A 13,312-nucleotide genomic window follows, 5' to 3' on the forward strand; every position below is an offset into this window, starting at 1 on the left:
GGAACTGTCATGGATTACCGTAAAGTTATCAAAGAGATTGGTCGCGGAAAGAACCACGCCCGGGATCTGGATATTGACACCGCGCGTGGTCTTTATGCGCAGATGCTGAACGGCGAGGTACCGGATCTGGAGATGGGCGGCATTTTGATTGCGCTGCGCATTAAAGGCGAAGGCGAGGCGGAAATGCGCGGCTTCTACGAGGCGATGCAGCAGCACACGTTGGCGCTGACGCCTCCGGTGGCTAAACCGATGCCGATTGTTATTCCTAGCTATAATGGTGCGCGCAAACAGCCCAATCTCACGCCATTGTTGGCTATTTTGCTGAATAAGCTGGGTTTTCCGGTGGTGGTGCACGGCGTCAGCTCAGATCCCACGCGTGTGATCAGCGAAAGTATTTTCACCTTGTTGGACATTAAGCCGACGCTGCATGCCGGGCAGGCGCAGGCGAAGCTGGAAGGCCATCATCCGGTGTTTATTCCGATACACGCCCTCTGCCCGCCGCTGGAAAAACAACTGGCAATGCGCTGGCGCATGGGCGTACGCAACAGTGCACATACGCTGGCGAAGCTTGTAACCCCGTTTAAAACCGACGCGGCACTGCGTTTATCCAGCGTTTCTCATCCCGAATACCTGACGCGAGTGGGGAAATTTTTTGCCGACATCGGTGGCCGTGCACTGCTGATGGCCGGTACGGAAGGGGAAGTGTATGCAAATCCGCAGCGCTGTCCGCAGATCAACCTGATTGACGCGGTGGGTGAGCGGATCCTCTTTGCGCGCAACGATGCCGCTGAGCAGGTTGCTCTGGAGGGTGTGGAAAAAGATGCAGAGAGCACGGCTCGCTGGATCGAAAACTGTCTTGCCGGGCGCGAAGCAATACCAGAGTCATTAAAGATTCAGTTGGCCTGTTGCCTGGTGGCAACCGGAGAAAGCGCGACGCTGGAAGAAGCGCTGGCGCGGGTGGCGCAAAGTTTTTAAGCAAAAAAAAGCCCGTCACAATCCAGGACGGGCAAAAACAGGGGTAACAACAGGGTCAATGAGGGTGGAGCATCCCGGCAGAGGGTTAATTTGCCGGGGGGGACAACTTCGGGTGGATTATTTGTAGATAATCGCGGTGCCGCTCAGTTTGTTATTACCGGCAGCAGAGGTGATGCTGTAGCTGCTTGCGCCGGCAGCCTGCGCTTTGGCAGCCAGCCTGGCTTCCAGACCGTCCAGCGTGGTTGCGCCGTTAGCAGAAACAACACCGATTTTGTTCAGACTTTCGGCCTGAGTGGCAGTCACGGACTGGGCTGCAAAGGCACCGAAAGAGAGAGTAGAAAGGACGATAGCAGTAACAGCATATTTAATGGTTTTCATGGTCAATTTCTCGCAGGTTATTCTGTATTAGTGACGTTGTTCCGTCGATGTGATAAGTATCATGGTTTTTAACAAGAGATAAAATCGAAGAGAATTGACGACCTTATTCTAAAAAATTGAATAAGATATAGCTGTATGATTTAAAAGGGTTTTACGCAATAAAAAAGGGAGCTCATTAGCAGGATTGCGCAACAGACAATATTGCGGCACATTTTGCTACTTTCACAGCGAGAGTTTGTGGATGTAAAGGCAACCGCTTGCGCTGTTGAAAAACGTCAGGAAAGGTCAACGTAGCTGGCTATCCTTGGAGCCTCTGCGATTATATCCTGAGAATGTAGAGTTATGTAAATCTTTCTCCTGCTGGCAGGAGAGGCATAAACGCACTCCGGGAATCGCTTTACGACGCGCGTCCGGGATCGGTTCGCCACACTCTTCGCAGATCAGTAGACTTTCGCCGTGGGGTAAATCACGGCGGGCGCGCGCCACGGCATCTTCAATCGTATTGTCGATCTGCTGTTGTACTGACCCATCGTTTGCCCAGCCTGAAGCCATCATCGCCTCCTTAGTTGCAATAGCGTAACTATAGCAAATGCCCAATGACAAAGTGTCGCCATCGGGCCAGGTAAACGGGGTTAGCGGTTATCCGGGCGAACCAAATCAAAGCGCTGTGCTTCACTGATCCCGTAATAGGCAGACGGGCCGCCAGCGCGCAGGACAGGTTGTGCTTTCGCAGTCTGATAAATGCCGTCTTCTAGCAGCGATTCATCAATGTGTACCGCGACGACTTCCCCCAGCACCAGCCACGTATCGATGGCGCTGCCGTCAGCGGTGGTTAGTTGAATACATTGGGAGAGACGACACTCGAAATTGACCGGGCTTTCCGCCACGCGCGGCGCACTGACGATACGGCCCGCAACGGGTGTCAGGCCTGCACGGGTAAACTCATCTTCACCGTGGGGCAGCGACGCCGAGGTTTCGTTCATCCGTACCGCCAAATCGCGGGTAGTCAGGTTCCAGACAAACTCTTTGGTTTCAGTGATATTGCGTACGCTATCTTTCCAGCCGCTGCTGGCGAAACCGATAATCGGTGGGCGATAATTGAAACAGTTAAAGAAACTATACGGCGCAAGGTTTCGCTGGCCCTGAACATCCAGCGAGGCAATCCAGCCGATAGGACGCGGACCAATAATCGCATTCAGCGGATCGTGCGGCAGGCCGTGGCCTTTTGTTGGTTCATAAAAATACATAGCGTTTCCTGGTATCAGATAAGTTTCTTCAGCCTCACTTATTTACCCGGCCAACGTCAACGGGTATCTTACGCCGCTGTTAACAGGAGAATGCCATGAATGCCCAGAAGCCGGGTTTGCACCCGCGTAACCGTCATCACAGTCGCTACGATCTTGACGCATTGTGCGTTGCGAATCCGTCATTGCGCGCCTTTATCATCGCAAACCCAAAAGGCGAGGCGACCATTGATTTCGCCGAACCGCAGGCGGTGAAGGCCTTAAACAAAGCGCTGTTGGCGCACTTCTATGGCGTGCGTGAGTGGGATATCCCCGAGGGTTTTCTCACCCCGCCAGTGCCAGGACGAGCCGATTATCTTCACCATCTGGCTGATGTGCTGGCCGAGGGCAACGAAGGGCAGATCCCTGAACAGGCCAGCGTGCTGGATGTTGGCACTGGAGCGAATTGTATCTATCCGCTGATTGGTCACCATGAATATGGCTGGCGTTTTACCGGCAGCGAAATTAACGATGCGGCGCTGACCAGCGCACAGGCGATTATCAGCGCTAATCCGGGACTGAGCCGCGCAGTTCGTTTGCGTCGGCAAAAAGATCCGTCGGCAATTCTTGCGGGCATTATCCATAAAAATGAGCAGTACGATGCCACGCTCTGTAACCCGCCGTTTCACGACTCAGTGCAGAGCGTGCAAGCGGGCAGTGAGCGTAAACGCCGTAATCTGGGGCAAGACGTCAGCGATGTCGCCAACTTTGGCGGTCAGCAGCAGGAGTTATGGTGCGAAGGCGGCGAAGTTGCCTTTATTTGCAAGATGATTGTGGAAAGCCAACAGTTTGCCCGCCAGGTACTGTGGTTCACCTCGCTGGTTTCGCGCGGCGATAACCTGCCTGAGTTGTATCGTGCCCTGACGCAGGCTGGTGCGGTGAAAGTGATGAAAAAAGAGATGGCCCAGGGTCAAAAGCAGAGCCGCTTTATCACCTGGACTTTCCTTGATGAGACCCAGCGTAAACGCTGGGCGCAGAGCCGATTTAAAGGGTAGGCTCTGCTGCTGGCGGCGTGCTGGCCGGTGATGTCGGTTGCGGTGAGATTTGCGGTGCAGGCAGCATTTGATACGTCTGCACCGGTGGGCGAACGCCCGCACGGTCGAAATGTTTTTTCACCATGGTGTCGAGGGCGAACCTGACCGTCCACTGCTTCAGTGGCAGGGTGGTGAAGGTGACACGCAGCGTAAAAGCGGTATTGGTCAGCCCGACCAGCCCGGCGAATGACGGCTCGCCAATGACCAGCCCGCGAATATCTTCCTGTTCCATCAGTTCGGCCACCGCATCCTTCAGCGCCTGATTCGCTTTATCGGTCTCTTCATGGCGATCGACATCATAGTTCGCTACTACCGAACCAATACCGCGGACAAAGTTGGCGAAGGTGGTAATCGATGACCAGGGAATAATGTGGTATGCCCCCGTATCCTGGCGCACGCCAACGGACCGAATCGACATTCGCTCGACGGTGCCGGTTAGTGGCCCGATAGTCACCAGATCCCCGGTGTTCATTCCATTTTCGAACTGAATAAAAATTCCGGTGATAATATCTTTTACCAGTGTTTGTGAACCGAACGAGATAGCCAGCCCTAACGCTCCGGCACCCGCGAGCAGCGGTGCGATATTGACGCCAATTTCTGAGAGCACAATCATCACCGTGATGGTGCTGATCACCACCGCCAGCGCATTGCGGAACAGTGTCAGCAGTGTGCGCGTACGCGCGCTTGGCAGCGGGCGGCCGTGAATATCGGATGCCAGACGGTTCTCTATCAGGCTCGCCAGCAGCGTCCAGCCCACCGCCGAGAAGAAGAGGATCAGCACAATGCGGATCAATATATCGACGGTTTTCTCCCCTGCGCCATAGTTGAGCCAGTGCCAGAAATCAAAAAGCCGCCAGGCATTAAGCAGCAGCATGATGGTGGCACATACCACCAGTATGCGCGCCGTTTTCAGCGCCGCGGACAGCCAGCCATTCAGCCGCTTTTGCAGCTCCGGGTAGTTACGCTGCACCTGTGGCGAGAGGGTGACGGTTTTATTCAACCAGCGTGACAGCATACCGGAGAGGAACGCCGCAATACTCAGAATGGCAAGACTGTTAACCGAGGCACTCATCATAAATTTCAGGCTGTTGCCCGGGTCAAACAGCGAGAAAAAGAACAGCACGACAAAGTAAGCGCTGGCGAGCCAGTGCCAGACCAAAGCAAAAGCGCGGATAAACAAACTAAAGAAGGCCAGTGAATGATCGGCAAGCACAATCAAGTTATGCTGGATCCCGCGCTTGTTGTGGAAAATAAGATAGAGCGCCCAGGCGGTAATACACAGCATAATCACCACGTTGGCGAGTGCACCGACCTGCACATTTACCTGATTGGAGATAATCGGCACCGCCACCAGCAAGCCATAACCAATCAGGCTGCTCAATGCACTCAGGCGCAGATGCCAGTAGCGAGCAGTGTTGTCGGCAATACGAAACGGACGCAGTTCCGGAATGCGCGGGCAGAATATCAGCCGCAGAATGGTTTTGAAAAACTCAATCAGCGCAAATGCATTGAGGAACAGGCTTTGCTGGAAAGCGATGGTGCTGTTGCCTGCATTGAGCCTGGCTCTAAGCAACTGGCCGATAAACAGCGTCAGCACCAGTAGCAGCAGGTCGATAATAAAGGCACCCATTATGATGGCGGGCAACTGCAACCAGTTCCGGCGTTCGCGGTTTTTGCGCCTTCCCCAGTTACCCATCCGTCGGTAGAGCGGCATAACGCACTGACGTACCACTATCCAGAAAGCAAAAACCAGCACTGCGAGTAATAAAAAGTGGCTGGCGGCGTTAGTGAAGGTTTGCGGGTTGAAGGCCTTATGCGGCGAGCCGGTGATATTGCGGTAGAGTTGGGCAAAGCGGGAGGCCAGCGCGTCGCCGTAGTAGCCGCTGACTTCGGTGACATTCTCCAGTACCGTTTTCTGCTCTTTGACTTCTGGCGGCGTGATCACCGGCACCGGTTCCTGTGGTGGTGTGGCGGCAACTTTCCGCAACTGATCAATCAGCTCTTTGCGCGAATCATCGTTTTCCAGCACGTCTGCCAGTGCCGCATAGGCTGCTTTTTTTTGTTCGACACTGGGTTCATTGCTTTGTGTAGACGACGTGCTATTGGCTGTAGGTAGTGTGATGCCGGGTATCGTCGCGGCCTGAAGCGGCGCGCACAGCAGACTGATGAATAGCAATATCCACGGCATATGCTCCTCCGGTGAGAAAGTCCAGCAAAATGATAAGTATAGATAGTATAGATGCCGGGCGAAGCAGGGCAGTAAATGAGAACAATCCAGGGGGACCGCCCCACCAGGCCGTGGGGCGGTAGTGCATCAGGAAACGTGTTGCAAAAATTCCTGCAAGCGCGGGCTGGGCGGGTTTTCGATCAACTGCTGCGGATTACCGTCCTCGGCAATACGGCCTTTGTCGATGAAAATCAGGCGCGATGCTACTTTTTCGGCGAAGCCGATTTCGTGCGTAACGATCACCATGGTCATACCTTCTTCAGCCAGATCCTGCATCACTTTCAGCACTTCGTGGCGCAGCTCCGGATCCAGCGCGGAAGTTGGCTCATCGAACAGCATCATTTTCGGCTTCACTGCCAGCGCGCGGGCAATCGCAACGCGCTGCTGCTGACCGCCGGAAAGCTCAGATGGATAATGATGTGCACGTTCCGCCAGCCCGACCTTCGCCAGCAGATCTCTTGCCAGCTTTTCAGCATCAGCTTTATTCGTTCCGCGCACGCGCAGTGGGCCAAACATGACGTTTTCCAGCGCCGTCAGATGCGGGAACAGATAGAACTGCTGGAAAACCATGCCAGCTTCCTGGCGGATAAGGCGCTCATCCACTTTTGCATCGTTGACTTTCAGGCCATCAACAATCAGATCGCCGCTGGTGATCTCTTCCAGCTTGTTAATGCAGCGCAGCAGTGTTGATTTACCAGAGCCGGACGGCCCGATAATGACCACCACCTCACCTTCAGTGATATTCAGATCGATGTTATGCAGCACCTGGGTTTGACCAAAGTGCTTGGAGACGTTTTTAAATTCAATCACAGGATTTTCATCCTTCTTTCAAGACGACGCAGAATGAAGCTCAGCACGAGGGTAATGATCAGATAGACAACCGCAACGGCGCTCCAGATCTCCAGCGCACGGAAGTTGCCGGCAATGATTTCCTGGCCCTGACGGGTCAGCTCGGCGACGCCGATAACAATAAACAGCGAAGTATCTTTGATGCTGATGATCCACTGGTTACCCAACGGCGGCAGCATACGGCGTAGCGCTAACGGCAGGATCACATGGCGAATGGTTTCGCCACGCGACAGACCCAGCGCGAGGCCCGCTTCACGGAAACCTTTATGAATAGAAAGCACCGCACCACGGGTGATTTCCGCGATATAGGCGCCAGAGTTAATCATAATGGTGACGACGGCAGCCGAGAAAGGATCGATACGCAGATCGTTAAACGCCATCGGCAGGGCAAAGTAAATAAACATGACCTGTACGACGATAGGCGTACCGCGAATAACTTCGATAAATACCAGTGCGATGTGGTTGGAAATCCAGCCGCCGAAAGTCCGTGCAAAACCCGCTGCCAGACCAATGATCAACCCGCCAATAAGGCCGAGGACCGAGATCAACAGCGTCATCTTCGCACCTTCGATCAGAAGCGGAATGGCAGGCCAAATGGCGCTCCAGTCAAACTGCATGATGTGTTCCTGTATACCGTGGTTATAACAAATGTATCAGGGGCGAAGAGCGCCCCTGAGTAGTAACACTTTATTTTTTATAATTATTTAGGCTCAGAACCGAACCATTTTTTGTAGATTTCATTGTAGGTGCCGTTATCGCGCAGGGTTTTCAGCGCACCGTTCACTTTTTCACGCAGGTCGTCGCTGCCTTTCGGGAAAGCGATACCATACTGCTGAGCTTCCAGAGACTCACCGACCGCTTTGAACTGACCGTTACCGGCAGTTTTAATGAAATACAGGATGTTCGGTGTGTCGTGCAGAACGGCATCTGCGCGGCCAGTGCCCAGCTCCATGTAAGCATTGTCAATGTTCGGGAACTGGCGCAGGTCTTTGGTTTTGATGTTTGCTTTCGCATAATCAACAGAACCGGTGCCGCTTTTCACCGCTACCACTTTGCCATCCAGATCCTTCACGCTTTTCACGTCGTTGTTGTTGGCTTTTACCATCACCATCAGACCGCTTTTGTAATAACCGTCAGAGAATTCGATCGCTTTCTTACGCTCTTCGGTAATCGTAATGCCTGCCAGCGCCAGGTCGATGTTTTTGGTTTGCAGTGCCGGGATGATGCCGCTGAAATCCATCGGTTTCAGTTCATAATCCAGTTTCAGCTCTTTCGCGATAGCTGCCCACAGATCCACGTCGAAACCAACGTATTTGTCGCCTTGTTTGAACTCGAAAGGAACAAATGCGGTGTCGGTAGCAACCACCAGTTTTTTATCAGCGGCCTGAGAGGAAACAGCAAAGGCGAGAGCGAGTGCAGCCAGGGAAAATTTCAATACAGACTTCATAGTTTTTCCTTTTGTATCCAGGGAGCGATCCCCTGCGAGAATGAACGCAGTATGAAAAAATCATGCCATGTTTACAACCTATTGTTTTGTAAAGGCGATGCTTTAACCGGTTGCACAATAAGTATAGCAGCGATACCGTTTCGCACTATTTTAGTGCTCTGTTTTGGTGCGTAAAAATGGCGTGACGAATTTTGCTCTTTTTTAGCGCAGATCATGGGTGTAAAACAATCGGTTATTAACAAATCTGTGACGCAATAATAACGGAGGGGAAACTTTAGGCAGGAAAAAAGGAAAAGAAATGCACTTTTATGGTGCAACCCCCTTCGCGGGATACGAAGGGGGTCATTGGCAATGCTTATGGGTTATTCGATATTGGATTCGATGAACCACAGGAATTTATCCAAATCGCGGGACGCTGCGGTGAAGATATCTGCAGTATCTTCGTCTTTCGTTTCACTAATCGCTTTACGCACATCATTTGCCACGATGGCGTAACGATCGGCCAGCTCTTTCAGATGATCCTGAACGCTATGGATGTCCAGCGGGTAGCTTTTCAGCGGGGTCTTGCTGTTGATCACCTGTGTGGTGCCCAGAGCTACTCCACCCAGTTGCACGGCACGTTCCGCCATCGTATCAAGGTGGTCGGTCAGCGCAGTACGGAACTGATCCAGCATTTCATGTACGGCAATGAAATTAGCACCGCGCATATTCCAATGGGCCTGTTTGGTAATCAGCGACAGATCAATGAACTGGATCACCTGGCGATTCAACAACTCAATGGTCGCTTTTTTATCGCTATCCGCTACATCGTTGCGGGTATAAAGCAGATTAGACGCTTTCGTTTTAACCAGTTTAGCGGTACTCATAATCTCATATCCTCTTGATGTTTGTGTCCCAGGTAATTACAGGACTTAGTATAGCACCAGATTTCTTTTATCTGTTTTGGCTGTGCCTATCGGTTCAATAGCAAAACCAGAATATAGGCCCATTTTTTAGGTGGTAACAGCTAACAATTTGAATTATAAGAAAAATTAAATAATTTTCGGCATAAAAGAGGACAGTAATACTATTTAAATAGAAATGTACGTAAACGTAAGAAATAATGTCTCTGCAGTTGGGGAATATTCAGCATAAGATGAATCTCATACTGAATAATAAATATTTAACCAATCTCTACTTTGCGGATTTGGCTTTCCCGCCGCAGCGTCAGTGTGGAGCCCATCGAGGCGATGACGATGGCCATTAGCGCCAGCACCTGCTGCAAAGCGAGCGTTTCGCCAAGGAAAATCATGCCTGAGATGGCTGCCATCGCCGGCTCCATACTCATCAGCGTACCAAAGGTGCGGGTGGGAAGCCGGGTTAATGCAATCATTTCCAGTGAGTAGGGCAGTGCGGTGGACAGCACGGCAACGGCGATACCAAGCGGCAAAATCGACCAGTGCCAAAGTAGTTCGCCAGACTGGAGAGCGCCGAGAGGGACAAACACAACCGCCGCAATTAACGAGCCAAGCGCGACCGTTGCCGGGCCGTGCTCCTCACCCGCGCGCTGGCCGCAGAGGATGTAAATCGCCCAGCAGGCCCCGGCTCCGAGGGCAAAGGTTGCGCCGCTCAGATTCACATGTGAGACGTTTTCTCCCAGCGGCAGCAAATACCACAGCCCGAGTACAGCAAAGATCACCCAAATAAAATCGACCGGGCGGCGTGAGGAGAACAGAGCAACCGCCAGCGGCCCGGTAAATTCCAGTGCCACGGCGATACCAAGCGGTACGGTCTGAATGGAGAGGTAGAACATATAGTTCATCCCGCCAAGCGACAGCCCATAAAACAGTAGCGGCAAACGTTGCTCGCGGGTGAAACGTAGCCGCCAGGGTTTGAAGACGATGGCAAGGATAATCGTGCCGAGCGCCAGACGCAGTGCAGTAACGCCAGGCGCGCCCACCATGGGAAACAAAGATTTCGCCAGCGATGCACCGCCTTGAATAGAGATCATGGCGATAAGTAACACCAACACCGGCAGCCATACCGGCAACTTACGAGACACCCCTGGCATCCTTTCTCCCGTCAATTTATGTCAAGTGAAGTAAAGCTGTCAGTCTACTTGAAAATACCTTCGGCTGGTTGAGCGCTCGTTGAAAAAAGTGCGCGAATATCCGTAGTATAAGGGCTGCCTGGTGGTTAATTAACCTGTTGATTTAAGAATTATCTGGATGAATATGCCATTTAGTGAGCAACATAATGGCGGGTTATGCGGGAAAATGCGTGTTTTTTGAAAGGGTTGTTCAGTGGCGGAAACTTTCTGTTACATCAAATGGCACGTTAGACTCTAATTCCTGCAAAGAGTTTCCTTATCATTTTTGATATATTTAAACGCGTAGGACGTAGGATTTACTTGAAGCACATTTGAGGTGGATTATGAAAAAAATTGCATGTCTTTCAGCACTGGCCGCTCTTCTGGCGGTATCTGCAGGTTCCGCAGTAGCAGCAACTTCAACCGTTACCGGCGGCTACGCTCAGAGCGATATGTCTGGCGTTGCTAACAAAGCTAGCGGTTTCAACCTGAAATACCGCTACGAGCAGAATGACAACCCGCTGGGTGTTATCGGTTCCTTTACTTACACTGAAAAAGATCGTTCCGAAGATGGCGTTTACAACAAAGCGCAGTACTACGGCATCACCGCAGGTCCGGCTTACCGTCTGAACGACTGGGCGAGCATCTATGGCGTAGTCGGTGTTGGTTACGGTAAATTCCAGCAGACTGTTGATACCGCTAAAGTTTCTGACACCAGCGACTACGGCTTCTCTTACGGTGCTGGTCTGCAGTTCAACCCGATGGAAAACGTTGCTCTGGACTTCTCCTACGAGCAGAGCCGTATTCGTAGCGTTGACGTTGGCACCTGGATTGCCGGTGTTGGTTACCGTTTCTAATCGCTTCGGCGATATAAAAAATCCGCCCAGTTGGGCGGATTTTTTTTGCCTGAAACACGCACCAATCAGAGCTTATTGTGAGTATCAAAAAGATCCGTGCCCAGTTGGTTATAGTCAACTTTCTGTAACTTAAAGTTAGTAATGTAGACTGGTCCGGCTTTTTGCTCGGAGAAAAAGCGGTAAGGATTTTTTATCTCCTCGGCGGTGATCCCGGTCCACTGTGAGAAGAAGCTGAGAAAATCATTCGCTGAACGGCGAGCCTTGATGATCCTATGCTTTGTATCATCGCTGGAGATCACCATAAACGGCACCTGGAAATTCTGCTGGAACTTGTCGGCATGTGCCAGATACTGCGCCTCTTTACCACGCTCTTTAATTGCCAGACCGTGATCGGAAAAATAGACCATTGAAAAACTTTCGCCGGTATTCACCAACTGGGAATAGAGCTTGCCAAGCAGATCGTCTGTCTGCGTGATGGAGTAAAGGTAGCAGGACGTTTCTTTCGATTGTACAAACTCGTTGTATTTACCGCCGGTGCGATCGCAGGCCTGCGGATGCGATCCCATCAGATGCATAACGATCATCTGCGGCTGCGTGCGCGGGGTTGAAAAGACCTGAGCGGTCAACTTCAGCAGTTCTTCGTCGCGGGTGTTTTTATTTGCTTCAAAATCGCCATCTTTTAGGAACTGCACTTCATCGGCGCGCTTTGCAATACTGGCGATCGCCGTATCGTATTCGCCAATTTGTCCCTGATTAGAGAACCACCATGTCTGGAAACCCGCACGATTCGCCAGCGTAACAAAGTTATCCTGGTATTGCGGTTTATCATCAACCACCCGGTTCAGCGTAAGACCGAGCGACTTCTGCGTTGAACCGCTGGCAGACACGTAATCCATAAAGAAAGTGCCGTTCGCCTGGCTGGCGAAAGGCGTGTTATTCCAGTAGCCACCAAACGCGCCTAACGCATCGCGGCGCGCGCTTTCACCAATCACTACCACATAAATGTGATACTTCGGTTTGAACGCACTTATGGTCCAGGTGTCTTTCATGCTGGAGAGCTGCGCCATATTCTTCTGTTCGACCACGACCTCATGGTAGTTAAACGCCACGTCGCGCACGAAACGCAGCACCGGCACGCCGGTGTCGATAATCCTGAAGTCATATCCCAGAAAGTGGTTCTGTACCGGCCCGATAAAATAAGACGCCACACAAAACACGGTGCCTACGGTATCCCACTTTATCCACGGCGTCGACGCGGCCGGAATGCGGCGACGCATCGAAATGACGCCCAGTGAGAAGATAAACAGGCCAATTACATAGTGATACCACGGGAAAATAGTCAGAATTTCCGTGGATTCTTCCATATTGGTCGACAGCAGAGCGAGCAGCGTATTGAAGTTCGGCGCACCGTAGGCCTGGCCAAACGGGAAATAACACCCAGCCACCAGAGAAATTATGCCGATAAACACTTTCTGCGCGCGCGGCGCATGACGCCATAGCACAATCAGGGCGCAGCTCAGGACAATGGCATACAACACGCTAAATTCGTAACCAAGAGCAAAATTAATCAACATCGATTGGAGAAAATAGAAACCCGTCCACGGATTGACGGTCTGGCTGCGAAACGCAGCGGATTCTTTCAGAATTAGGCTCATTGATGACTATCGCGAAACCGCCATGTGCTCACCCTGGCGTAAGGGTCAAAACCTGCCGAACAGTGCGTAGAGAGGGGATGTGGTCCGCTTCTGTGAGCCGCAATTTGTGCAGGGCAGCGCAAAGATAGAGCGAGGCGCAACGAAGGTCAACACCAGCTAACCAGTTGTTTTGAGAGGGTGATTGCAAATCCAGCAAAAATACGTGAATTCTTAGGTAAAACCTTCAGTATGGCGGGGTATTGTGACAGAAAAATGAAGCGGCGTACCGCGACGCCGCATTAGTGGGAAGGTTTGTCCGGGTTCTGCTGCGGTTTGCCATTGATGATATCGCACAGCATATTCAGCAGCATTAAACGGACTTTAAAGGGAGAGTGACTAAACACAAGCATGCACCTATTGAACTCATTCATCGGAACCTCCTTACGCTTTCGTGGCCCTTCGCTCCGTGAAAGGTGAACGCATTACATACAGATATAGCACGAGCTATGTTTTATAGCTACGGCTAATGCGTTAATTTTTTGTGCTGGTTCACGGATGGT

At 51.8% G+C, this 13,312-nt stretch carries 14 protein-coding genes; 3 read left to right on the forward strand and 11 right to left on the reverse strand.

Annotated elements, in window-relative coordinates; all coding sequences use genetic code 11:
• Positions 1-9 precede the first annotated feature (9 nt).
• Positions 10-975, forward strand: coding sequence for a DNA-binding protein YbiB (gene ybiB / locus BM427_RS03050; protein WP_090119093.1), 966 nt, complete (start codon positions 10-12; stop codon positions 973-975).
• Positions 976-1,092: 117 nt separating this feature from the next.
• On the opposite strand, the gene ybiJ is transcribed toward ybiB, so the two are convergent.
• The 3 genes from ybiJ to BM427_RS03065 form a co-directional block, all read right to left on the reverse strand.
• Positions 1,093-1,353, reverse strand: coding sequence for a DUF1471 family protein YbiJ (ybiJ, locus tag BM427_RS03055; protein WP_090119095.1), 261 nt, complete (start codon positions 1,351-1,353; stop codon positions 1,093-1,095).
• 285 nt (positions 1,354-1,638) lie between these two features.
• Entirely contained in the window at positions 1,639-1,905 is a 267-nt protein-coding gene (locus BM427_RS03060; RefSeq protein WP_090119097.1) for a DksA/TraR family C4-type zinc finger protein, read from the reverse strand.
• A gap of 80 nt (positions 1,906-1,985) precedes the next feature.
• On the reverse strand, positions 1,986-2,600 hold the full coding sequence (locus BM427_RS03065) for a flavin reductase family protein (protein ID WP_090119099.1): 615 nt from the start codon (positions 2,598-2,600) through the stop codon (positions 1,986-1,988).
• 95 nt (positions 2,601-2,695) lie between these two features.
• Here BM427_RS03065 and rlmF point away from each other — a divergent pair, with 95 nt between their 5' ends.
• Positions 2,696-3,631 (forward strand): 23S rRNA (adenine(1618)-N(6))-methyltransferase RlmF, encoded by a 936-nt coding sequence (gene rlmF / locus BM427_RS03070; RefSeq protein WP_090119101.1) that lies wholly within the window; start codon positions 2,696-2,698, stop codon positions 3,629-3,631.
• On the opposite strand, the gene ybiO is transcribed toward rlmF, so the two are convergent.
• The 6 genes from ybiO to rhtA all read right to left on the reverse strand — a co-directional run bounded on the left by ybiO (position 3,621) and on the right by rhtA (position 10,243).
• Positions 3,621-5,858, reverse strand: a complete 2,238-nt coding sequence (gene ybiO / locus BM427_RS03075) for a mechanosensitive channel protein (protein ID WP_090119103.1) — start codon at positions 5,856-5,858, stop codon at positions 3,621-3,623. The genes rlmF and ybiO overlap by 11 nt on opposite strands.
• Before the next feature lie 126 nt (positions 5,859-5,984).
• On the reverse strand, positions 5,985-6,707 hold the full coding sequence (gene glnQ / locus BM427_RS03080) for a glutamine ABC transporter ATP-binding protein GlnQ (RefSeq protein ID WP_090119105.1): 723 nt from the start codon (positions 6,705-6,707) through the stop codon (positions 5,985-5,987).
• Complete coding sequence (gene glnP / locus BM427_RS03085) at positions 6,704-7,363, reverse strand: glutamine ABC transporter permease GlnP (protein WP_007373997.1); 660 nt, start codon at positions 7,361-7,363, stop codon at positions 6,704-6,706. The genes glnQ and glnP overlap by 4 nt, the downstream gene beginning before the upstream one ends.
• 83 nt (positions 7,364-7,446) lie before the next feature.
• Entirely contained in the window at positions 7,447-8,193 is a 747-nt protein-coding gene (gene glnH, locus BM427_RS03090; RefSeq protein ID WP_090119106.1) for a glutamine ABC transporter substrate-binding protein GlnH, read from the reverse strand.
• Positions 8,194-8,555: 362 nt separating this feature from the next.
• A complete protein-coding gene (gene dps / locus BM427_RS03100; RefSeq protein WP_090119111.1) occupies positions 8,556-9,059 on the reverse strand; it encodes a DNA starvation/stationary phase protection protein Dps in 504 nt (167 codons plus the stop codon).
• 296 nt (positions 9,060-9,355) lie between these two features.
• Complete coding sequence (rhtA, locus tag BM427_RS03105; protein ID WP_090119112.1) at positions 9,356-10,243, reverse strand: threonine/homoserine exporter RhtA; 888 nt, start codon at positions 10,241-10,243, stop codon at positions 9,356-9,358.
• Positions 10,244-10,605: 362 nt separating this feature from the next.
• Between rhtA and ompX the strand changes: the two genes are divergently transcribed.
• Complete coding sequence (gene ompX / locus BM427_RS03110) at positions 10,606-11,118, forward strand: outer membrane protein OmpX (RefSeq protein ID WP_090119114.1); 513 nt, start codon at positions 10,606-10,608, stop codon at positions 11,116-11,118.
• Positions 11,119-11,183: 65 nt separating this feature from the next.
• On the opposite strand, the gene BM427_RS03115 is transcribed toward ompX, so the two are convergent.
• Both BM427_RS03115 and mntS read right to left on the reverse strand, forming a co-directional pair.
• Positions 11,184-12,773, reverse strand: a complete 1,590-nt coding sequence (locus BM427_RS03115) for a phosphoethanolamine transferase (RefSeq protein ID WP_090119116.1) — start codon at positions 12,771-12,773, stop codon at positions 11,184-11,186.
• A 278-nt stretch (positions 12,774-13,051) separates the two neighbouring features.
• Positions 13,052-13,183, reverse strand: a complete 132-nt coding sequence (gene mntS, locus BM427_RS03120) for a manganase accumulation protein MntS (protein WP_090119117.1) — start codon at positions 13,181-13,183, stop codon at positions 13,052-13,054.
• Positions 13,184-13,312 lie beyond the last annotated feature (129 nt).

Origin of the sequence: Kosakonia arachidis (assembly GCF_900116535.1) — a bacterium.
GTDB lineage: Bacteria > Pseudomonadota > Gammaproteobacteria > Enterobacterales > Enterobacteriaceae > Kosakonia > Kosakonia arachidis.